21 protein-coding genes and 5 pseudogenes are annotated in these 23,404 nt (G+C 33.2%); 4 read left to right on the forward strand and 22 right to left on the reverse strand.

Annotated features, from left to right (window positions below; all coding sequences use genetic code 11):
* Positions 1-394 precede the first annotated feature (394 nt).
* A complete protein-coding gene (locus AB8U03_RS12185; protein WP_369704828.1) occupies positions 395-553 on the forward strand; it encodes a hypothetical protein in 159 nt (52 codons plus the stop codon).
* Positions 554-694: 141 nt separating this feature from the next.
* Here AB8U03_RS12185 and AB8U03_RS12190 read toward each other — a convergent pair whose 3' ends face one another.
* The 6 genes from AB8U03_RS12190 to AB8U03_RS12215 form a co-directional block, all read right to left on the reverse strand.
* Positions 695-1,657 carry an AEC family transporter gene (locus AB8U03_RS12190; protein ID WP_369704829.1) on the reverse strand — a complete coding sequence of 321 codons (963 nt, stop codon included), beginning with the start codon at positions 1,655-1,657 and terminating at the stop codon, positions 695-697.
* 126 nt (positions 1,658-1,783) lie between these two features.
* The gene (locus AB8U03_RS12195; protein WP_369704830.1) at positions 1,784-1,939 is read right to left on the reverse strand and encodes a hypothetical protein; all 156 of its coding nucleotides are present in this window, start codon (positions 1,937-1,939) and stop codon (positions 1,784-1,786) included.
* A 96-nt stretch (positions 1,940-2,035) separates the two neighbouring features.
* Positions 2,036-2,536, reverse strand: a complete 501-nt coding sequence (locus tag AB8U03_RS12200) for a 3-isopropylmalate dehydratase small subunit (protein ID WP_369704831.1) — start codon at positions 2,534-2,536, stop codon at positions 2,036-2,038.
* 4 nt (positions 2,537-2,540) lie between these two features.
* The gene (locus tag AB8U03_RS12205) at positions 2,541-3,797 is read right to left on the reverse strand and encodes a 3-isopropylmalate dehydratase large subunit (RefSeq protein WP_369704832.1); all 1,257 of its coding nucleotides are present in this window, start codon (positions 3,795-3,797) and stop codon (positions 2,541-2,543) included.
* Positions 3,798-4,287: 490 nt separating this feature from the next.
* A complete protein-coding gene (locus AB8U03_RS12210) occupies positions 4,288-6,180 on the reverse strand; it encodes a sigma 54-interacting transcriptional regulator (RefSeq protein ID WP_369704833.1) in 1,893 nt (630 codons plus the stop codon).
* A gap of 29 nt (positions 6,181-6,209) precedes the next feature.
* On the reverse strand, positions 6,210-7,334 hold the full coding sequence (locus AB8U03_RS12215) for a radical SAM protein (protein ID WP_369704834.1): 1,125 nt from the start codon (positions 7,332-7,334) through the stop codon (positions 6,210-6,212).
* A 329-nt stretch (positions 7,335-7,663) separates the two neighbouring features.
* Here AB8U03_RS12215 and AB8U03_RS12220 point away from each other — a divergent pair.
* A pseudogene (locus AB8U03_RS12220) lies at positions 7,664-7,945 on the forward strand (transposase); the annotation flags it as partial.
* A 292-nt stretch (positions 7,946-8,237) separates the two neighbouring features.
* On the opposite strand, the pseudogene AB8U03_RS12225 reads toward AB8U03_RS12220, so the two are convergent.
* The 16 genes and pseudogenes from AB8U03_RS12225 to AB8U03_RS12300 all read right to left on the reverse strand — a co-directional run.
* Positions 8,238-9,206 (reverse strand): annotated as a pseudogene (locus AB8U03_RS12225) (glycoside hydrolase family 113); the annotation flags it as partial.
* Positions 9,155-9,715, reverse strand: a complete 561-nt coding sequence (locus tag AB8U03_RS12230; protein WP_369704835.1) for an Ig-like domain-containing protein — start codon at positions 9,713-9,715, stop codon at positions 9,155-9,157. The pseudogene AB8U03_RS12225 and the gene AB8U03_RS12230, both read right to left, overlap by 52 nt.
* Positions 9,716-9,846: 131 nt before the next feature.
* A complete protein-coding gene (gene nadC / locus AB8U03_RS12235) occupies positions 9,847-10,677 on the reverse strand; it encodes a carboxylating nicotinate-nucleotide diphosphorylase (protein WP_369704836.1) in 831 nt (276 codons plus the stop codon).
* A 5-nt stretch (positions 10,678-10,682) separates the two neighbouring features.
* Positions 10,683-12,251 carry an L-aspartate oxidase gene (locus AB8U03_RS12240; protein WP_369704837.1) on the reverse strand — a complete coding sequence of 523 codons (1,569 nt, stop codon included), beginning with the start codon at positions 12,249-12,251 and terminating at the stop codon, positions 10,683-10,685.
* 49 nt (positions 12,252-12,300) lie between these two features.
* On the reverse strand, positions 12,301-13,212 hold the full coding sequence (gene nadA, locus AB8U03_RS12245) for a quinolinate synthase NadA (RefSeq protein WP_369704838.1): 912 nt from the start codon (positions 13,210-13,212) through the stop codon (positions 12,301-12,303).
* Between the two features lie 606 nt (positions 13,213-13,818).
* Positions 13,819-14,088, reverse strand: a complete 270-nt coding sequence (locus tag AB8U03_RS12250) for a uracil-DNA glycosylase family protein (protein WP_369704839.1) — start codon at positions 14,086-14,088, stop codon at positions 13,819-13,821.
* 196 nt (positions 14,089-14,284) lie between these two features.
* Positions 14,285-14,704 (reverse strand): annotated as a pseudogene (locus tag AB8U03_RS12255) (GTP pyrophosphokinase); the annotation flags it as partial.
* A gap of 47 nt (positions 14,705-14,751) precedes the next feature.
* Entirely contained in the window at positions 14,752-15,741 is a 990-nt protein-coding gene (locus AB8U03_RS12260) for a helix-turn-helix transcriptional regulator (protein WP_369704840.1), read from the reverse strand.
* Positions 15,742-15,800: 59 nt separating this feature from the next.
* Positions 15,801-16,388 (reverse strand): GGDEF domain-containing protein, encoded by a 588-nt coding sequence (locus AB8U03_RS12265; RefSeq protein ID WP_369704841.1) that lies wholly within the window; start codon positions 16,386-16,388, stop codon positions 15,801-15,803.
* Between the two features lie 155 nt (positions 16,389-16,543).
* Positions 16,544-16,708, reverse strand: coding sequence for a hypothetical protein (locus tag AB8U03_RS12270; protein ID WP_369704842.1), 165 nt, complete (start codon positions 16,706-16,708; stop codon positions 16,544-16,546).
* A gap of 28 nt (positions 16,709-16,736) precedes the next feature.
* On the reverse strand, positions 16,737-16,871 hold the full coding sequence (locus AB8U03_RS12275) for a hypothetical protein (protein WP_369704843.1): 135 nt from the start codon (positions 16,869-16,871) through the stop codon (positions 16,737-16,739).
* A gap of 13 nt (positions 16,872-16,884) precedes the next feature.
* A pseudogene (locus tag AB8U03_RS12280) lies at positions 16,885-17,626 on the reverse strand (hypothetical protein); the annotation flags it as partial.
* A gap of 444 nt (positions 17,627-18,070) precedes the next feature.
* Complete coding sequence (murI, locus tag AB8U03_RS12285) at positions 18,071-18,853, reverse strand: glutamate racemase (RefSeq protein ID WP_369704844.1); 783 nt, start codon at positions 18,851-18,853, stop codon at positions 18,071-18,073.
* A 429-nt stretch (positions 18,854-19,282) separates the two neighbouring features.
* A pseudogene (locus tag AB8U03_RS12290) lies at positions 19,283-19,471 on the reverse strand (hypothetical protein); the annotation flags it as partial.
* Positions 19,449-19,595: a DUF3368 domain-containing protein gene (locus AB8U03_RS12295; RefSeq protein WP_369704845.1), complete on the reverse strand. Its 147-nt coding sequence runs from the start codon at positions 19,593-19,595 to the stop codon at positions 19,449-19,451. The pseudogene AB8U03_RS12290 and the gene AB8U03_RS12295, both read right to left, overlap by 23 nt.
* Before the next feature lie 217 nt (positions 19,596-19,812).
* Complete coding sequence (locus AB8U03_RS12300) at positions 19,813-21,579, reverse strand: recombinase family protein (RefSeq protein WP_369704846.1); 1,767 nt, start codon at positions 21,577-21,579, stop codon at positions 19,813-19,815.
* Between the two features lie 124 nt (positions 21,580-21,703).
* Here AB8U03_RS12300 and AB8U03_RS12305 point away from each other — a divergent pair, with 124 nt between their 5' ends.
* Both AB8U03_RS12305 and AB8U03_RS12310 read left to right on the forward strand, forming a co-directional pair.
* Positions 21,704-22,141 carry a transposase family protein gene (locus AB8U03_RS12305; protein ID WP_369704847.1) on the forward strand — a complete coding sequence of 146 codons (438 nt, stop codon included), beginning with the start codon at positions 21,704-21,706 and terminating at the stop codon, positions 22,139-22,141.
* A gap of 11 nt (positions 22,142-22,152) precedes the next feature.
* Complete coding sequence (locus tag AB8U03_RS12310) at positions 22,153-23,382, forward strand: transposase (protein ID WP_369704848.1); 1,230 nt, start codon at positions 22,153-22,155, stop codon at positions 23,380-23,382.
* Positions 23,383-23,404: the final 22 nt, after the last annotated feature.

Here is a 23,404-nt window from a genome sequence, read left to right on the forward strand (position 1 = left end):
CATCATTATTATAATAGTATATAATATAATTGGAGTAATATATTATATTTTCTTTATAATGATATTAATTTAATATATCACTTTTATTTTGTTGTGTCAATATAAAGACATGTGACAAGGTCTTTTTGCGGTGTAATTCATCGGCACTGATTTTAAATAAAACCATTCTATATTTCCCCCACCTTATAATAAAAAAGCCAGTCAAAGTGAAAAAACAATTCACCCCAGCTGTCCTATTATTACTTTCTATTCAATTTCACGCTCAATGTCAGTCCCGCCCAGTAATCTTACAATAATCCTCTGCCCGTCAAGCACCTTAATCTTCTCTACTATCATAAAACATAAATCCATATGAAATTATTCTATAGGATTGGATATATTACTCCACAAGAGTATGAAGATATTGGAAGAAGAAAATCAGCTGCCTGATAAAAAATCAACTACAGCAATTAAATTTTCAATTAGCCTTAAGAATAAATATATTCAATCTAAATGTATGTCAGGAACAATCGATATGCTTGCTCTGTATATCCTTGATATATATTTAGATTGAATTAAAATGATTAAAGGATTTTAAAATTTAAAAAATGTGTTTACTTTATTGGCATACATTATAAATATCAATTATTAAAAATTAAACAAATTATTAACAATATAGTTTTCAATTAACAGTATGGTATTATTAAAGTGTATCTTAAACAGGAAATAAAATTCTAGCTATATATATAGCTGATGTAAGCGTAACAGCGCTATAAATAGTTGATGCCATTACTTCCTGAGATGCAAAGTCCTGATTATTATCGCATTCAACAGCAATTAAAGCTGTATTGACAGCTGTTGGTACTGAATAAGAGATAAATGCTGTTTGTGCAATAACCCCTTTAAACCTAAATACATATATTAAAATCAATGCAAGCATAGGCCCTATAATAAGGCGGGTAAAAACTGCTATATTTACATTATTGTTTCTAAAATCAATTTTAGTCTTTGAAAGTTGAGCCCCTAACGTTATTAACGCTATTGGTACCAGCCCGCCTTTTATATATTCAATTGCAGGCCATAACGGTGTTGTAGTTATATCAATTTGAATATATTTAAGCAGTAATGCAGCGAGTATTACATATATAGATGGCATAGTAAATATTTGGTGCATTGAATCTTTTATATTCATATTAGCTCTTCCAGCATTGTAGAAACCAATTGTATTCATTGTAATATTCATAAACACAAGAATCATAATCTGAGCTGTAAGGGCTTGACTCAGATATGGTGTCTTACCATTAATTACAAAAGGTGCACTCCCAAAAATAAGAGTAACAAGAGACACGCCTATATTTCCTGTATTATTAAACATAATGGAATTTTTAAAGGCATTTTCCTGGCTTAAATCATATTTGCGAATTTTAGAAATAACCCTGGATATTAAATCGTTGATTATTAGATTCACTATACAAAAAAGTAAAATCATAAGCATGCCATAAGATAAATCAGTTGTATAAAGATTATAAAATATAAATCCAGGTACAAATATGTAAAAATTTAATTTACTAAGTGTAAACACACTTAGAGCAAATTTTTTGCTTATTATAAATCCTAATCCAATTAACATAAAAATAGGTATAATATTATTTCCTAATATATATAAAAAAATAGACATTGTTATATCCCCCATTTTATTTCAACACTTTTAAAAAGTTAATTTTTATAATATGTTAACCTCTTAAGAACATTATTTAAATATCCAATAATTTTCAAAGCCTTCAAAGTGTCTCCTGACAGCCTGTCAATAGATTTCATAATAATGTAATGACTTTTGCTTCTTGTTGCTGTCTAATCCGGTTCTTCCGTTTATCCACAGCCCACTTTTCCCCGCATCAAAAATACACTGGCACAAATCAAATCTTGATGGTTTAATATCATTTTCATAAAAAATAAGCATTGCACCCCCTCCAAAATATTTGTTCCATAATTGAACGCAACCATTCTCTCCTTATTTATTAAATTCTTAGCAAACTACTAAATTATATTTGTTTATTTACTTTCTTAACCTTTTTTTGAATAAAGGCTTGATTCCACCATTTTTCAAAATATTCATAGTATATTCAGACATCTTTTGACCTTGTACACTTGTTCCAGTAGTTTTATTTAAAACTACTCCATTAACAAGATTTACATCAAGAATATCACCTTCTTTTACTTTTTCACCTATTCCCGGACACACCATCAGTGGAAGAGCCAAGTTTATTGCATTTCTAAAAAAAATTCTGGCAAATGATTCAGCAAGCACTACACTAACACCAGCATGCAATAATGTTATAGCTGCATGTTCTCGGCTAGAGCCACATCCAAAATTTGTTCCTGCAACTATAATATCTCCAGCAGTCATGCGTTTCCTAAATGTTGGATCTACTCCTTCCATACAATGCTTTGCTATATCCTCAGGCTTTACAAGTTCTAAATATCTTCCAGGATATATTTGATCTGTATCAATATTTTTACCATAAACAAAAGCTTTTGCTGTTATTTTTTTTAACATTTTTCTACCTCCCCAATACTTCTCTTACATCAGTAATTTTACCAGTTAACGCTGCAGCAGCCACACTAGCAGGTGAAGCAAGATATATTTTGGCTCCTGTGCTTCCCATGCGGCCTGGAAAATTTCTATTTGTAGCTGTTATACATATTTCACCATTTGCAATCAGTCCTTCATGAGTTCCTAAACAAGGGCCGCAACCAGCTGCTGTAAAAGTTGCCCCTGCAGCCATAAGAGATTGTACATACCCAAGTTTGATTGCTTTTTGATATATCTCTGTTGATGCCGGTATAATAATGAGCCTTACGTCAGTATTTATTTTCCTGCCATCAAGGACCTTATATGCTTCTTCTATATCTTCCAATCTTCCTCCTGTGCAGGATCCTATAAAGGCCTGATTAACATTTACTTTTTTAACATCCTCTACAGGATAGACATTGTCAACACTGTCAGGTACTGCAATCTGTGGAGATAACTTACTTATATCAAAAACATGAGTCTCTGAATATTCAAAGTCAGCATCTGTTTCCTGAATCTCAAATTTCTTATCTGTTCTTTCCTTTAAATATTCTGAAACCTTATCATTTGGCTTCATATAAGCTGCCTTAGCTCCCATTTCTACTGCCATGTTACATATGGTCATTCTTTCTGCTACACCTAGATCATCAATATAACTTCCCGTAAACTCTATTGCTTTATATACTGCTGCATCTGATTTAAGTTTTCCAAGTATATAAAGAATAACATCTTTCGCATAAACTCCTTTTTGAGGTTGTCCATTTATTTGTATATTTATTACTTCAGGTACTCTAAACCAAATTTCTCCAGAAATCAATACCGTTGCCATATCTGTAGCTCCAAGGCCTGTAGCAAAAGCTCCAAAAGCTCCATGAGTAGTAGTATGAGAGTCCGTTGCAACAAGAATCATCCCTGGCCAAACCAGCCCAGCTTCAGGCATAACCTGATGGCAGACGCCTTTATTAATATCAAAATGGTATTTTAAATTTTGTTCCTTAGCAAAAGCCCTCATTTCACTATGATTTTGAGCAGTCTGTATAGTTGGTGCTGGAGCATAATGATCAAACACAAAAGCTGCCTTCTCATTATCCCAAACTTTCTTACCTCCCATTTCATAAAAAGAATATACCGTCTGAAGATAAAGATCGTTAATTTCAGCAAAATCTACTTTGCAAGTAACTATTTCTCCTGTTTCTACCCTATCTTTTCCTGCCGCTTTAGCTAGAATTTTTTCAATAGCATGCATCTGTTTTCCTCCTTAAAATTTTTTAATAAATCGGATTAAGTTTTAGGCAGACAAAATTGCAGTGTATGAGTATATGACGTAATTAATCTGCCTGTTTATTTCCGTAAATGATTACGCTATCTTTAATAATAGCAATAATCATGCCAAAATTTTATAAATCTGTTGTTTTACTTATTTTCCTTATAATAAAGTCAGCATTAAATAAAAGTAAACAACATGATTTTTATAAGGAATTGCATTTTGAAATCAAGCAATATCAATATTTACAAGAATTAAATAGTAGTTAAAACTATATTTATCTAAAATGATTTTACCTTATCTATAACAAGCAGCTGATGTATCAGTTACAGCAAAAGCAGTTGTTACATTATGTAACTATGAATTACATAATGTAGCAACTTCTTTCATTGTAAAAATCTATAAATTAAATAAAACATCACCTATGGAAAACTAAACAGTCCCAGTATAGTATATACTCCCAGTTTTACCTCTATTTTTCATTTAAAATGCGCCATAATTGCGTACGGCTAATTCCTAGTCTACTAGCTGCCAAAGTCCGGTTTCCCCTACATCCATTTAAAACTTTATTAATATGTCTTTTCTTAATTTTCTCTAAGTCATCGGTATAATCAAAATTATTTTCTTCATATCTGCAATTTTTACCTTCTAGCTTTTCATTTATTATTTTCTCTACAGCCTCACTAGTTATTATATTATCATTTAGCACCACAAGGCTTTCAATTATATTTTCCAACTCTCTTATATTTCCAGGCCAATGATAATGCTGTAATTTATTTAAAGCATCATTTGAGATTTTCACTGATTTTTTATTGTACTTAAATGAAATTTTACTTACAAAATAGTTACTAAGCAGTTTAATATCATCTTTTCCTCTATACCTTAGAGAAGGAACTTTTAATCTTAAAACATCCAACCGGTAATACAAATCTCTTCTGAATTTTTCCTTTTCAACCTCAATTAGAAGATTTTTATTAGTGGCAGCAATTATACGTATATCTATAGGAATTACTCTATTAGAGCCTACCGGTCTAACCTCTCTTTCTTGAATCACTCTTAGCAATTTACCTTGTAATTCAATATCAATATCCTCAACTTCATCTAAAAATATAGTTCCACCATGAGCTTCAGTAAAAAGCCCCACCTTACCTGCTTTTCTAGCTCCAGTAAATGCACCTTCATCATATCCAAAAAGTTCACTTTCCAATAGGTTTTGAGATATTGCAGTACAGTTTACTGCTACAAAAGGTCCATTTTTCCTCCGGCTTTCCAGATGTATTGCCTGTGCAAACATCTCCTTGCCCACTCCACTTTCCCCAACAATTAATACTGTACTATCAGTACCAGCATACATTTTTGCTCTCTCTTTAGTTTTAATTAAAGCTTCACTTTCACCTATGATTTCCGAGAAACTATATTTAGCTATATTGCCTTTATATAAGAGCTTGCCTCTAATTTTTTGCTCGTACTCTTGAATTTTAGTTATATGTTGAAATGTTTCTACAGCCCCAACTGTTTTATTATTTATAATTACAGGTACTCTATTAGTGATGATCTGGGTTTTTCCAATTTGAAACAGTTGCCCTAGTTCGGACTCAGTTTCATTTAAAACTTCGGGAAGCATTGTATTTGGTATTAATTCATCAACTGAATGTCCAATAGCCTTTTCAATGGGAACACCTAGTATTTTACTGGCGGCAGAATTAAAAGTAATAACCTTTTTAGTATCATCTATAGAAACTACGCCCTCACTGATATAATTTAAAATTGCTTCAAATTGCTCTGTTTTTTGTTTTTCTTTACGTGTACTTTTTATAATTCTTCTAGCTTCTTTGATGCTCGAATCCACTGTTACAGCACTAGTTTCTAATAAAACAGCTGGAATATTATATTTTAAAGCCAAATTTTCAGCAACTGTTCCTCCGAGAATCACATCTATTTTTTCACCAGAATTAATTAAATTTTTTACGTATCTTTCTCCATCATATTCATCATTGATATAATAAATATGTATATTTACATTTAAAATTTTTCTTAATAAGTCAACTCCTTCAATAATATTTTGAAATCCAATAATAAAAATATTTGGTCCATATTTTTTGGCGGTGTATACAGCATTTATCAAATCATAGGGTGAAACCTTCATTTTAATTACAGGTACTGATTGAACAGCATTTTCAATAATAGAAGCAGTACCTCCCCTGGATATTATAGCTTCTACGCCTTCTTTTTCTGCTAATTTGGCTATTTTAATCGATTGATTCAATAATGCTAGTTTTACATCTACATCATTATAACGAGCAGCTACTTTTTTAGCTGTATATTCAATTTTAAAATGTGGAGCAATAATTAAAATAGGTTTCATATGCATTCTCCTCTTAATGGCAAGACCTTCTAAAAAATCAGCTCTCCTGGTTTATAGCCCTCAGGCAATTCCTCTTCACTTAAAAATTTGAAATTGTCATCACGCAATATTGGTAAAAATGCTGCGTATGGAATCCTGGAAAACTCACAGGCATAATCACTGGCTCCAAACCATTTACCCTCTTTGCTGCTCAAGTTTAAATCTCTAGCAAATTTTGTATAGTTTGAACAATCATGAACTACTAAATCCCACTTTTCTTCATCTGCTATTTTCATGAATTTCAGAGTTAATTCCCTGCTCCAAATTGGAGATATATACCCCTGTCTGGAAACATACATGTTTTCCCCATAATAATTGTCTATGTTATTCTCATTCAAATGTAATTCTGCACAATTCATAAAATCAAGTTTTGTATCCAAGATAGCTTGCTTTTTCTTAAAAAAAGCTTCGAAAAACTCAGGAGTCATTGGAGTTTCAATACCTACATTTTTAATATATTTTTTCGCTTTTCCAATATTTTCAATCACTTTGTCCGAACAATTAGAAGCACCCAGGTTGAAACGTATCTCGTCAAGGCCCGCTTCACCTAATGCTTTCAATGTATCTGGCCTAGCTAAAATGCCATTTGTATATAGATGTTGATGAATTTTGGCATCACTAAATTTCTTTATTACCGGATAGTATTTTTCAATTTCCATGAATGGCTCCAAATAAACGTAGCAAATGCCAGTGGGTTTCTTCTGGATGGAAAGAAGTAAATCAATATCCTTGTCATAAAATCTTGTGCCTCCAATTTCCCACATACCTTCGCCAATTGGAGGAATATCTTCTAGTTCTCCATAATTATAACAGAACTTACACTCTATGTTACATTTGTTCGTTTTCCTGATTGCATTTAAACCAGTGCCCAACAGACAGGAACGGCATCCTTTTGGAAATTTACTTTCATTTCCCACAAAAAAAGTTCTATTCTGTAAAGTTTTCAAACTTTTAATTTTCGACATCAACGTATCATTTCTATGATCAATGGCTGCCTCGATTTGTGCAAAGGTAGCGTAAATTATTTCTTGTTGTTTTGTCATAATTTCCTCTTCCTCAGGCAATGTTGAAAAAAATTCAAACCATGACAACGCATCTTTCTTTGAAATTTTCATAATGTATCCTCCTCTAATTGATCTTCCTGAAGACTCAATCAAGTCTTCTTGATGTGCTTTTTAATAAAATTAACGTCTCCACACGGTATGAATCGGTTTTATATGCAAAAAACAACGTAGCTTCATAAAAAGTTCCCCCGATCCTTTTTTGATACATTGCCATTATACCATTTTTAGCTCCACAACAGTATGTGATGTAAAAAGCAATTTAATTAAAGAGCTGTAGTCCGAGCTTTTACTGCATTCCCATCAGTAAAAAATGCCCAATAAAAGTTATAGATGAAAGTCTTGAGTATCTGTTATTTATATCCAACCACGTACCTTAAAGCATGGTGTCAAATATTACAAACGAACTTCTGCCGGAAATAGAATCGTGGCAGCAGAGGCCACTTTCCAATGTTTATCCAATGGTCTTTATCGATGCTGTGCATTTTTCTGTAAGGGACAATAATGTAATACGTAAACTGGCTGCCTACGTTATCCTTGGTATAAGCGAAGAAGGAAGAAAGGAAGTACTTTCCATACAGATTGGTGACAATGAGAGCAGCAAATATTGGCTCAGTGTGCTGAATGAGCTTAAAAACAGGGGATATGAAGAATTTTCCATAATGTACGAAGGAAGACTTAAGTAACAAAAAAATTACATGTCAAGAATATCCTTTTTCAAGGGTATTCTTGACATGTACATAATTAATTACTATATTGTAATAAAGACATTAAAGTAGTTTCATCTACTTTGATTCTTTAAAATAATTATCAGAGATAGCTATTTACAGAAAAAATCTTACACTCTCATTTTTTCTTTTCATTTTTCCCCCTATATTTAATTCATCGATTATTAAAACAAAGTTAAATAATCTAGAGTACTTTATTATTTCAATTTCTCAGTTACTTGTGAGAAACTTACTGTTTCTTACTATACCAATTTCTAATAACTAATGTACTTTCTTCACTTGGGTAATATTGTTTATTATCGTCTTGTTTACCTATTGCAAATACAGAAAATCCTAGAAGCCATGGCTCATTCTCAAACTCTCTTCTATAAGCCTCAAAGCAATTAGCCTGTTCAACATTATTTACAGTGCTATTTTCATCTGGATTCCATGGATGAAACGATGCTTCATCAGTTTTAGGAAAACCAAGTTCTCCAAAGAAGATAGGTTTATTCCATTTATCATAAAAATTTTTTATTTCTTGTTTTATATTTTGGTTTCTAATTTGTCCATTCACAGATATCTGTGAACTTTCTATTGCGCTTACAAGATTTTCCACGGTATTTGTAGGATTATTTGTAAGCTCGAAATAAGCTGCAATAGAGATAAAATCTAGTTTTGAAAACAACTTATTATTTAGCTTGTTTTCATAGTCAGTAATACTTTTAGTATCCCATGATGCTGTATACCACCAATTGGTTCTATAGGTTACTAATCCTTTATAATAGGTTCTAACATAATCTATAGTATCACACCAATTCTTTTCTTCGAGTTCTATATTTACAAAGTTGCTCCCTATGTTTAGTGCATCTACATTGTATGGTACTGCAATATCATCTATTAGCGTTTTTAGTACATTTGTCTTCCAATTTAAAAAGAAAGTATTCATATTATCTGGATTCCAATCTGTTTCACTCTTCCCTCCCTCAGCTATCCAGGGATAGGGCTCTAGTATTATATTTATGTTTTTACCATTTAATTGTTTGATTAAGTCTATTGCTTTCTCTTCGCTTGATTTGTCAACTCTCATATCACTTGAAGAAAGATTATCTATTTCTATCTTTACAGGTATATTTAAAGTATTCAATTGAAACTTATCTATATCACTTAATACTTGTTCAGTGTTATAGTCTGTAGATAGATTGCCTGATTTAATTTTTTTCCGTTTAACATTTTATCTCCGTTACTCTTAATATTAAAGCTCAATTTGCATTCATTATTCAAAATCTTACCTTTAGTAGAATGTACCTGATTTCCAATGTTTAATGTATAGCTTTCTCCTGCTGTATATCCTCCTTGCGGAGCTGTCACTGTAACTGTTTTACTATCCTGTCCTAGCTGCAATCCTACATTTACTTTAGTGCCTTCACTGTCTGTTACTGTTATACCTTGTTTAGTTAAATCATCAAAACTAACTTCACTATTAAAGCTAACTGTCCATGCTTTGTTTGAATCTACTGTTTGGTTATCTGTAAAGTTTGCTGCCTGTACATTAAATGATATTAGAAAAAAAAGACTAAAAATAGCTGCTATTAAAATTTTATTTTTGAATTTGCCTATCATAAAACCTTCAATAAGGTTAAGTTGAGGAATGTAAGGTGGAAGGAACACAAGCTTCAATCGAGGGGTAGCCTCTAAGATTGATAGTGAATTTATCCGGCAGGACATAATTTTCTCCGACTACACAAAAAGAAACTCTGTTGTGGTTTACTATATTATCGCATTTATGCCTCTGTTCAGCACTGTGAAAATATATGGAATTGTCGGGATATAGTTTTAATTTTACACTATTTCATCTTTTAAATAAATTTCAAGCTTATGTCCAGAGCTTTTACCGAATGTGTGAGGGCTCCTATCGATATTATATCGACTCCTGCAGCAGCAATATCTCGCACATTTTCTTCAGTAACATTCCCTGAAGCTTCCAGGGCAAATCTTCCCTCTACAAATTTTACAGCCTTTTTCATCTCATTCACATCCATATTATCCAGCATTATCACATCGGCTTCGGTGTCAGCTGCTTCCTGAAGCTGTTTCAGGTTTTCCACTTCTACTTCTATCTTTACAGTAAAGGGAAGACTGTCCTTTATTTTTTCAACAGCTTTTTTTATGGAGCCCACTGCCTTTATGTGATTGTCCTTTATCATAACGTAATCCGAAAGATTCAGCCTGTGATTATATCCTCCTGCCACTTTAACCGAATACTTATCCAGCATCCTGAATCCAGGGAGTGTCTTTCTGGTATCTACTATTTTAACATTATAGTCCTTTACAAGTTCCACCATTCTTCTGGTTTTGGTTGCAATGCCGGACATCCTCTGCATTATGTTGAGGGCAACTCTCTCCCCCTTCAATATGGATCTGCTATTACCCTTTATTTCTGCGATGACACTGCCTTTCTCAACTCTTCCGCCCTCTTTTATTTTCACAGCAAATATTATGCTGTCATCTAAAATTTGAAATACTCTTTTAGCCACGTCAATACCTGCAGCAATACCGGATTCCTTAGAGATAAATTTACCCTGTGAAATCTGACCCTCAGGTATCAAATTATCAGTGGTTACATCTCCATAACCTATATCCTCCAGAAGTGCTTCCTTTATCAATTTGTCAACCATTAAAAAATTCAAACAAATCACCTCAAAACTCTATTGTCTTTAGAATAATTTTCAACATAGTTGCTTCCTATGGAAGTCCTGGATTTAAGAATTGAAATCACAATATTTCTGGCAATCTGATACATATTATATGTCTCTACGGCTTCCACACTTTTAAGACTTAAAGTCTCCAACTTAGAGAGTCTGTCCTCAATAATATTCAATGCTGCCTTAAGATCATCTATATTTCTTATTATTCCCGCATGTTTTTCCATAAGGACTTTTAAAGATCTTTTAAGCTCATGAAAATCAACTTCTTTATTTTTTTCATTCAAGCTGTCTTCATTTTTCAATTCCGGCAGGATGTACATTCTTCCACATGAAATTTTTTCAGAGATATCCTCTGCGGCTCTTTTCCCAAATACAAGAGCTTCAAGAAGAGAATTGCTTGCCAGCCTATTGGCACCATGTACTCCAGTACAAGCACATTCACCTACAGCATAAAGTCCTTCCATACTTGTTCTGCTGAAGAGATCCACTTCAATTCCGCCCATGAAATAATGTTCCGCAGGAGTGACAGGTATATAATCCCTGTACATTTCTATGGAGCTGTTTTCACATTCCCTGTAAATCTGTCTGAATCTGTTCTGGAGAAAATCTTTATCATACATGGTGGCATCCAGATATACATATTTAGATGATGCTTTATTCATCTGATCGAATATAGCCCTTGCAACAATATCCCTGGGTGCAAGCTCCATTCTTCTGTCATATTCCTCCATGAATCTCTTTCCCTCTACGTTTTTAAGTACTGCACCTTCTCCTCTTACGGCCTCGGATATGAGGAACAATCTATCATCTGTATCTCCTGAATAAAACGCTGTAGGATGGAATTGAACATATTCCATGTCCTTGAGTTTCACATCTGCCCTTATTGCCATGGCAATTCCGTCTCCAGTGAGCACATCCACATTTGTGGTTTTTGAAAAAAGCTGGCCTATTCCTCCTGATGCCATTATACAACACCTGGAGGTGAAATATACTGATCTGTCCTTATAAAATGCCGTCACACCACAGCATTTTCCCCTATTTTCCACAATATCCAGGGCAAATATATCCGAGATTATTTCTATATTGTCGGCACTTTCAGCATCTCTTATAAGCACGTCCATTATACCCTTGCCCGTGGAATCACCATTTACATGAAGTATTCTGGGTATGGAATGATTCCCTTCAAAAGATCTGTAGAAATTACCATGATCATCCCTGTCAAAATTCACGCCAAGTTCAATCAAATTCTTTACGGCCTGCCCGGATTCATCTACAAGCACCTTCACGGCTTCCACATTGTTCACATAACAGCCTGCATTTACAGTATCCTTTACATGAAGTTCCCTGTCATCATCTCCTATACTGGCAGCAATACCTCCCTGAGCCATGTAGGAATCCGAATCATCTATTTCTTTTTTACTGAGCACTGCTATCTTTAATTTTTTTGGAAGCATCAAAGCCGTGTAAAGGCCGGCTATTCCAGCCCCTATTATAACAATATCAACATATTTACCTTCACAGGGTTCACTTTTAAAATCAACCAAATATCTTTTCAATTCATATCACCAGCCTATTTTATAATCACTTAATCCCGATACCACTGCTTTACTCAATACACAACATTTTCTCCAGAGAGTTCTCAGCTTTTTTCCTGATATATTCAGGCACTGATATTTCGTACTGCATATTTAAAAGACATCTATAAACACTTTCAAGAGATGTCATTTTCATATTTTCACATACCAGCCTGGGGCTCATGAGATAAAATCTTTTGTCGGGATTATCCTTCTTCATTTTATGAAGCACACCTATTTCAGTACCTATGATAAATTCTGTATTTGAAGATTTATGGACATGATCAATTATCTGTGAAGTGCTTCCCACGAAATCAGAACTTTCCCTTATTTCCTCAGAAACTTCAGGGTGAACCAGTACTTCTGCTTCCGGATGCTCTTCTGATGTTTTTACAAGGTCCTCCACTGTTATTCTGGCATGGGTTATACAATGTCCAGGCCAAGGTATTATATGCTTTCCATTTACTTTTTCAGCTACATAACCGGCAAGATTTTCATCAGGCACAAACAGCACTTCATCCTCCTTTAAGCTTTCAACAACCTTGACTGCATTGGAAGAAGTACAGCATATGTCACTTATGGCCTTAACCTCTGCTGAAGAATTCACATAGCATACAACAGCTGCGTCAGGATATTTGCTTTTCATAGCCTGAAGCTGTTTTGCAGTTATAGAATCTGACAGAGGACACCCTGCATATTTTGAAGGAATCAGCACTTTCTTGTCCGGAGAAAGTATCTTTGCACTTTCCCCCATAAATCTGACACCACAGAATACTATAATTTTCTTGTTTATTTTTGCTGCCGCCCTGCTGAGGGCAAAGGAATCACCTACAATATCCGCTATATCCTGGACTTCAGGCACCTGATAATTATGCGCCAGTATACAGGCATCCCTTTCTGTTTTCAGTCTTTTTATTTCATTTACCAAAAAACTTTTATCCATTTTGTACTCCTAAAATAATATTTTATAATTAATGTATATACATCAGTATATACCTTTTTTATTTTTTAAACAATACTATCAGAAATACTTAATACAGCATATTTAAATAGATAAAAAAACAGTAGACTTTTTAAATCTACTGAAACAATTTTAACGTTTAAAAGACAGCATAAAGGTCAAAGTATTATCCTTATAAAATGCATTTATCCTGCCTGATTGTAATTTCATCAGCTCTTTTGCAACGACCAGACCCAAACCGGAAGAGTGTTTGGATCGATTAATATCAGCTTTTACGGTTAAAAAGACATGCTACAGCTTCCTCGCTTAAGGATTCAGAATCGTTGCTGATGCTGATATTAATATGCTTTTCTGTCACTCTTAATTCGACTTTGCAGTATGATCTGGCATAGCGTATGACATTTTGAAATAGATTCAAGAATACCCTATTGGTAATCTTTTCATCCAACAGCACCAATGGGACTTTTTCATCAAGTTCCAGCTGTAATGAGATGCCTTTATCCTCAAAATCCTGATAAAACAATAATAAACTATCACACAGCAGCTGATATAAGTTGATTGGTTTCGGAAATCAATTTATTTAATTTTTTAACTTCTGCAGTTAATGTGCGGATATTCATTCTGGTAAAATAACGTTTTATAAGACAGAGGATAGTTACAACTGCCAGTATATTTTTGAAGTTTATTCCAAAACATCTTACCCTGCCTGCCTTGAAAATAGTGCCCTTCTTTAACACTGAAAGGTGTAGGCACTTTACCCACAAACAATATATTTAATTCACTGCCCTGGGGTAAAATATCCTGAAGTGTTTCAATAGTTTCACCATCAACCTGTATTTGTATCCTATAATCAGTCATATATTTTCTCCTTCCTACATGCTTAAGAATCACTGGACTTCAATTCCCTTATACCACCGCTAAAAGACCAGCAATTTCTCTCAATGAAATCTATAAACTTATTGGAGAATTCGTCCTCTGAACAGTTTTCCGGCACTGATACAAATCCATTTATTTCAATTTCCTTGATATTGGCAAATTCTCTGTCTCCAGCTTTCTCAAGGATATTAAGTATCCTGTCTACAGCTTTGTGATACTTCTCCAATCTTCTGTAGTCCCTCTCTGAAGGGTTTGCAATCCTTGACAAATCGGTATTGTCACATAAATCACACAATTTTACATGGCAGGCTGTTTTATTTTTTATAACCCTGCTTATGTATTCGTCATAGGTTTCGCGCTCTCTTCTGGTCAGGGCATCCAGTGCAGACAGAACTTCCTCAGAAAAGCCCTGGGCTTTTAAATAATCCAGCGATATATCAGTGTCTTCTATTACATCATGAAGCACTGCACATATTCTCTCAGTTTCAGTTTTTCTTGAAAACATCACCCGCAGTGGATGCAGTATATAGGGCTGCCCGCCTTTATCAGCCTGACCTTCATGGGCCTTTGCAGCTATTATAATTGCCTTGTCCAGCATGATATCCTCTCCTCGTTATTATACTTTATTTACATTATATAAAAAGATCATCTGTACATCTCTCTTATTTTGTCTATAGTCTCTATAATATCCTCTCTGAATCTATCCGGACTCAAGACCTCCACAGACTCTCCCTGACTCAAGAGCCACATTTTTATTCCATTCCCGAATACCCTGGCTTCCACCATGTACTCACCCTGTTTCTCTTCTATCACTCTGGCATTAGGCAGCCTGTCTGAAACCGCCTCTATGGATCTGCCTGTATACCTGAATCTTACTCTTTCCAGCTCCCCTGCCTGCATGAACTGGATTAACTTTCTAAACTCCCCGTCTTTAAATCTCTTGCTGTAGTCCACCTTGTATTTCCTGTCCGTAACAATTAGTTTTTCAATTCTATCCACCCTGTAGATAGCAGGATATTCATAACTTTTGCCTTCTATTAAAGCTATAAGATAAAAATAATATTCAGAAAACAACAGACCCTGGGGATACAGGGTTCTTTTCGAAATTTCCTCCTCTATCTTTCCGCCTGTACCAATTTTAAAATACCCAATTTCCAGTATATTTTTATCTTTTATTGCAGCACTTATTTTCCAAAGCTTATCCAAAAGCCTTTTTCCATGTCTTGGAGAAACATAATTCATGAACTCGTTGCCTATAATGTACTTGATATTCTCCCTGTCCTTAGATATGCAATTATCAAGAAGTTTGTAAATTATATCTTTTATTTCTGCTTTTATAAAACCTCTGCTCTCTAAAAGCACCTTGGAAACTGCCAGAATTTCCTTTTCACTTAGATTTTTCTCCTGCCCGCCTTTTAAGATATATCCGCCTTTTTCTCTGTCCGATATAATTTCCTCTCCCATTAGCTCGCCATAGGATTCATCTTCTACAAATTTCTTTATGTCTTTTATATATCTGTAAAAAGTTCTTTCATTAATGTTGAATTTATCTATTACATCATTCTTTACAATTACTTTTCCTTCTTTTAGTTGATTGTAGATAGACAATAATACATCTGCTTTAAATCTTTCCATATACATGTACCCTTCCTTATGTTTCCTTAACATTTTATTAACTAATTATACATATATCTTTATAATTCCTTCTTTTTCTGCAATTTTTCCTTATACATTTCAAAATCTGCATTTTTTATTAAATCCTCCATAGAAATTCCACTTTGCATTCCTTTCCCGCACTCACAGAATCCACAGCTCAAGCTGAAATTATAATTTCCATTATTCTCATTGCGTTCTTTTAATTTTTCCTCAATTCTATGCCAAATTTTATAGACTTCCCCCATTGCAGTATCTAGAAATACCACCAGAAATTCATCTCCGCCCATTCTAATCACAAAATCAGTTCTTCTGATACTGTCTTTCAGAATTTTAACTGTATTTATTAAAAGCTTATCGCCTTCTTGATGTCCAAAGTTATCGTTTACTGCTTTCAATCCATCTACATCAACAAAGCAAACAACAAGATTTGTATTGCCTGTCTTTGACAAATTAAATTCCTTATCCAACAGCTCCAATCCTGATCTTCTATTTAATACTCCAGTCATAACATCTGTATCTGCATAATAATTCAATTTTTCTCTTTCCAAATACAGTTTTTCCAGTACAGCATCTTTTTTTCTTAAAATCTTGATAAGTGTTTCTTTGTCCATATCCTCATAATCCACACAATATCCCCACCCTCAATATTTATATTTCATATTCTAATTATATAATCTAATAATGACATTGACTGTCAGTAGCAATGAGGTTCCCTAGCAAAAAGTAAAAAGCCAGTTAAAGTAAATAAAATTACTTCTAACTGGTTTTCCTAATATATCTATTATTTTATTCCCCATACTAATGAATCCATATCACTGACATCTATACTATCCGGCTCAATATTGGGAGTATAAGATGATGGCATGGGCATACATTTTTCTTCCATCTCATATCCTGTTTGAAAATAGCAGTACAATTCATCCCATATGAGATATTTCCCCTTCATTATCAACATCCATCACAAAATTATTCATTTATCTATTTAATTTAGATTTTTTCATATTGAATTTCTCCTGTGAATTTTTAGCTTCTTTCAAATTCTGTACCACATTCTTTAATGATTCTATCAATTCTTCATCAAAAACTTTTTTAATATCTTCCAAGTGCATAGTTAAAGACCCTCTAAAAAATCATCTCTCCTGGCTTATAGCCCTCAGGTAATTCTTCTTCACTTAAAAATTTGAAATTGTCATCACGCAGTATTGGTAAAAATACTTCATATGGAATCCTGGAAAACTCACAGGCATAATTACTGGCTCCGAACCATTTACCCTCTTTGCTGCTCAAGTTTAAATCTCTAGCAAATTTTGTACAGTTTGAGCAATCATGAACTACTAAATCCCACTTTTCTTCATCGGCTATTTTCATGAATTTCAGAGTTAATTCCCTACTCCAAATTGGAGATATATATCCCTGTCTGGAAACATACATGTTTTCCCCATAATAATTGTCTATGTTATTCTCATTCAAATGTAATTCTGCACAATTGATAAAATCAAGTTTTGTATGTGGGTTTCTTCTGGATGGAAAGAAGTAAATCAATATCCCTGTCATAAAATCTTGTGCCTCCAATTTCCCACATACCTTTGCCAATTGGAGGAATATCTTCCAGATCTCCATAATTATAACAGAATTTACACTCTATGTTACATTTGTTCGTTTTCCTAATTGCATTTAAACCAGTGCCCAACAGACAAGAACGACATCCTTTTGGAAATTTACTTTCATTTCCCACAAAAAAAGTTCTATTCTCCAAAGTTTTCAAACTTTTAATTTTCGACATTAATGTATCATTTTTATGATCAATGGCTGCCTCGATTTGCGCAAAGGTAACGTAAATTATTTCTTGTTGTTTTGTCATAATTNCCAAAGTTTTCAAACTTTTAATTTTCGACATTAATGTATCATTTTTATGATCAATGGCTGCCTCGATTTGCGCAAAGGTAACGTAAATTATTTCTTGTTGTTTTGTCATAATTTCCTCTTTCTCAGGCAATATTGAAAAAAATTCAAACCACATCAACGCATCTTTCTTTGAAATTTTCATAATATATCCTTCTCTAATTAATCTTCCTGAAGACTCAATTCAAGTCTTCTTGCTGTGCTTTTTAATGAAATTACCGTCTCCACATGTTCCGAGTGCTGATGGTAGACAAGCACCATATAAAAGATGTAGTGAAGTTTATCTTATAAGCAATGTTATTCATAAAATTAGGCTTACCATTAAAAGTAAGCCACTTTTCCATTAAATAATTATGACGTTAAATAAGAATATTCCGTCTTAATATTAGAATTACCAAAATTAATTTCATTCGTTGATGGTATCCAGTCTTTTTAATAGTCTGTTGTATTTATCTAATTTAGCCCTATCCTCAACCTTAAATCCTGAATTATAGAAAGTAATACTACCATTGCCTTCATTTAATAAATTCATTTCTTTCAAAATTCTTTTTAAATTTTTTGCAGTACCAATGTTTCCATCGATTATATTAACATGTGATGGAAGTAATTTTCTAAACATATCCTTATAGTAAGAAAAATGAGTACACCCTAAAACAATAGTTTCATAATTATTTAAATCATATTTAAATAGCTGTTCTTTAAGATAAGGTAATACTATTTCTTCATTAAACTCAAGTTTTTCCGAAAATTGGACTAATCCTGGAAGAGGTAATAAGTCAACAACATGTTCATTATCTAATTTGGCAATAAGATTTTGCAGTTTTTCTTCCTTCACAGTCAAAGCTGTAGCAGTTACCAGAACTCGTTTATTTATGTCTTTGTTTTTCTCAATGGCAGGTTTTACAGCAGGTTCCATGCCAATGATTGGAATACTGTATTTAGCCCTTAACTCTTCGATTGCTACGCTTGTAGCAGTATTGCAAGCAATAACTATCGCCTTAACTCCCTGTTGGATAATAAACTCTACAGCATTAAAAATGTACTTTTTAACTTCGTCTTTCGGTTTGGGCCCATATGGAACATTTAATGTATCTGCATAATATATATAATCTTCATTAGGTAATATTTTTACTGTATCATACAATACAGTAATACCTCCGATACCAGAGTCAAAAAAACCTATTTTCATTTCTATTCCTCCAACAAATAAAATTTATATATAAATCTAGCATATGTATAATTTTATTATACTATAATATGTAGCTTACTGTTCAACATAATCTCACAATGATTACATATTACCTATAGCAAATTATACACTTTATTTATACTCAACTCAAAAAAATTTTAAAATCCTTATTTTGCTTTTTTAGAATTTGCAGGATACTCTAGTTCCAGAGAATAATCACTGTTTAATTCTTCAGTTATATAACATCTTACAGCGTCACTTAATACTCCAAGTCCGCTGTTATCAAAGTTCCCCTTGGTGGTTTTTTATCATAAACACACATCATTTTATCAACTCAAATCATTTTAATTCTGGATATTAAAAAAATCAGCTTACTACACCATTAATAAGCCAATTTAATATAAATATTTCATTCTGTTTATAATTATCTTACTTTAGTACTTTCCTTATCAACTCAATTTCATCAATATCTAAATCTGTCAATTCTTTTATTGTTTCGTTGTCCATACCTTTTTTTATTGCTCTCTTGACTATCTCTATAGTCTTTTCTTTTTTTCCTTCATCTTTTCCTTCATCTATTAAGCTTTTACCGAGTTCAGTCATTTTCAATTTCTCCTGCTGATTTTAAAACCTCATTATATAATTTTACTGACATTCTAAAACCGTTATCTATTAATACATCTAAATATTCCTTTACACTATTAATCTTTTTACACTCTTTTGCCAACAATAAGATGGCCATAAGTCCAATTGATCTTAATAATGCTGTTTCTGCAAAATGCCTAGCTGATCTATCATCTTCATCAATTATAGAGGTCTTTCCTTATTTTCTTCATAAAAACATTTTACTTACTCGTATTTTTTATATTAGTATCACACTTTTCTCATACATAAAAAAGTCTTCAATTACATCATCTAACATTCAAGATCTATACCAATACCTCTAGCTATCTTTCCTTTTAAGCTTGACTACCGTCTCCACGTGTATCAACGCTACTATGAGAAGACAATTTATTTACCTCGTTATTATCATGAGAGCACAATTTGTCAGTCTTATTTTTATCCTTAATATTTCTTCTCTGTGGTTTAAATTTATTTCCATTCATATTATTTTTCATACCCGTTTTATATACAAATGTAAGTTGTGATGGGTCCTTATTTCCATCTTCGTCATATCCACCAACAATCACCTTTTCTACAACACTTTCAAAAACATATCGGTCAAATTTATTTAGAACCTCATTTTGTTCCAATGTTTTCTTAAACTCTTTCAAACGACGCTTAATGTTCTTCTCATCACCTACTGTTTCTTGTAATTTCTGACGTTCGTTTAAAAGCTGTTTCTGCTTTTCCATCAATACAGAATACTTCGTCTCATACATATCCTTATCTATAACTTCTTCCAGAAGCATATCCACCAGTTTATTCTTCTTGTTTTCTATCGTACCTATCTCTTTTTCTACTTTAGCAAGCTGTTTATTTACAGTACTACTGCTTAGTGTGTCATCCATCCTTTGAAGGAATTCATTTAACACATCTTTGTTATCGCTACATAGCAGACGATAGCTTTCAACAAAAGCATCCTCAATTGCTTTCTCTGATATACCTTTGCTATCCGGGCAAAATTTTTTGCCCTTTTTGGTAGATGTTACACACTGCCAGATAATCTTGCTGTACTTGGAACTGCTATGCCACACACGCCTTGACAAATTGCTGCCACAGAATCCACATTTCAGCATACAGCTAAAAGCATATTTTCTACTGTACTTTTCTCTCTTTCCAACACCTACTGTTGTTCTGTTTTTACTTCTTCTATTGAGGATTTCATGTGCTTTTTCAAAGATTTCTTCACTTACAATTGGTTCATGGTGATTACGTATATAAAACTTATCTTCTTCTCCCATATTTTCAAGTCGTCTTTTTGAAATAGGGTCAACAGTAAAAGTTTTACCCAGTAACAAATCACCTTTGTATTTCTCATTTTTAATGATTCCAATAACGGTAGATGGTGCCCATGTTGAGCTGCCATATTTTGTCTTGTACCCAAGATTCTCAAGCTCATGTCCTATAACCGAAGCACCAGCACCATTAATATAACGCTTGAAAATGTACTTGACAATCTCCGCTTCTTCCTTATTTACAGTAATAGTCTTGTCTTCTGGATGATATTCATATCCAAGACAGCCTTGAAATCCTACCAATTCTCCACGTTTCATTTTCATTTTTAATCCCTTTTTGACATTGGAAGAAATGTTTTCAACTTCCTGTTGAGCTACAGAACTAAGTACAACAAGCAGCAATTCTCCATCCATCGTAAGTGTGTTTATTTTTTCATCTTCAAAATAGATGGCGATATCTTTTTCTTTGAGCATACGGACATATTTTAGTGTATCCAAGGTATTTCTGGCAAACCTTGAAATAGATTTTGTAATAATCATATCAATATTACCATTCATACAATCGTTAATCATACGCTGGAAATCTTCACGTTTTGTAACTTGTGTACCTGTAATTGCTTCATCTGCATAGATATCTACCAAGACCCATTCTTTATTCTTATTAATCAAATCAGTATAATAATTAACTTGTGATTTATAACTATTCAATTGATCTTCGCTATCTGTACTGACACGGCAATAAGCAGCAACACGCAAACGTTCTATCTTTTTCCCGCGTATTCGTTTTGTCAATGCATTTCTTGCTTTTATAACCTCAACTTCCTGCATATAACATCCTCCTTTGTGTCTACTGTTTATGTTAACATAAAAATGGTTCTTTCCGGAGTTAGTTGAATACAGAAAAAATATGATATAATGAGAATGGTCAATACAAATGAAAAGAGGCTATTTCATGGATGGATTTATTAAGATTTTAGATGAAAATTTGGATTATGTAGATTATAAAATTTCTGGTGGTGTATGTTACATTAAAGTAGTTTCAAACAGAAAAGTGGTGGCTTGTCCCTTCTGCGGCAAACCGTCTTCTCGAGTACATTCTACATATAAGAGAACCTTTCAAGACCTACCCATACAAGGAAACAAGGTCATTATTATACTTTTAAATCGTAAGATGTTTTGCGATAATCCAGAATGCGGTCACACAACATTTGCTGAACGCTTTGATTTCCTACAAAGTAAGGCAAAGAAAACAAACAGGTTAGAGAATGAAATCATAAATATTTCGCTGAACTGTAGTTCAACAGCAGCCTCAAAAATACTCAGAAAGAATATTGTAGATGTTGGTAAGAGTACCGTCTGCTGCCTCTTAAAAAAAAAGAAGAACCCATAGTTAATAAAGATGTGGTTATAGAGGTTTGTATTGATGATTTTGCCTTAAAGAAAAGAGAATCCTATGGAACCATTATGGTAGATATTAAAACACACCGAATATTGGATATGATCGATTCAAGAGAATATGAGACTGTTAAAGATTGGCTAAAATCGTATAAAAACCTTCGTATTATATCTCGTGATGGATCAATTACCTATCATAATGCAATTACGGATTCACACCCCGATGCTATACAGATCAGTGACAGGTTTCATTTACTAAAAAACTTGACTTCATATGCAGTAGACTATCTAAAGAAGAAATTCAAAACGCATATATCGATATCTCTGCCACATGGCGAAGATTTTACCGAAGAAGAATTTCATCCGCCTTCAAAAGCAGATGAAAATAGAAAATTGACATTAAAAGAAAAATATGATCAAATAGAACGTCTTCTTTCTTTAGGTTATTGTAAAACAAAGATTTGCCAAAGCTTAAACATGGACATCCGAGCTTATGATAAGCTGATTTCAATGACACCATATGAAAGGTATTTATTATTTCAAACCAAGTTGATGACAGTACATGATGAGAAAGTAAACCTTAAAATGAAACGGGTAAATGAGGTGCGTGAGTTAAAAAATGCTGGATGTAGCAATCGAGAAATATCCAGGCGTACAGGCTTAAATACCTCCACAATTAGAAAATATCTTGATGAAAATTTTAACCCTGTTCATGCATCTTATGGAAAGAAGAAAGAAGGTAAATTATCACCATTTATAAAATATGTGGATGATATGCTTACAAAAGGCATCATGGGATATGTTATAGAGAAAAAAATACGAGAATTAGGCTATGAAGGATCTTCTTCTACTATACGTCATTATATAGCAGACTGGAAAAGGCGCTGGAAGTTTTACTATGATAAGAGTCAAGAAAAAGGCATAAAAACAATAACTATAGAACGCAAAGACATTTTTAAGCTTTTATATAATCCAACGGAAAAAGTTAAGGCAATCAGTCAGGAACTTTTCGAAAGAATCTGTAGTGAAAATCCTTGTTTTAAAAAAATTCATGATATTATATGGAAATTCAAAAAAATGCTTATAGATAAAAACGTCGATGGACTTAAGAAATGGATCGATAATGCACAAAACCTCCAAATACGAGAAATAAGCAGTTTTGTTAATGGATTGGGAAGAGATTTTGATGCTGTCAGGAATTCAATTAAGTATGTGTATATGTCAATAACTTTTTAGGTCAAAAGGCCATCCAATTTTA

It is taken from the genome of Clostridium moutaii (genome assembly GCF_041205085.1).
In the GTDB taxonomy this organism is placed as follows: domain Bacteria; phylum Bacillota; class Clostridia; order Clostridiales; family Clostridiaceae; genus Clostridium_B; species Clostridium_B moutaii.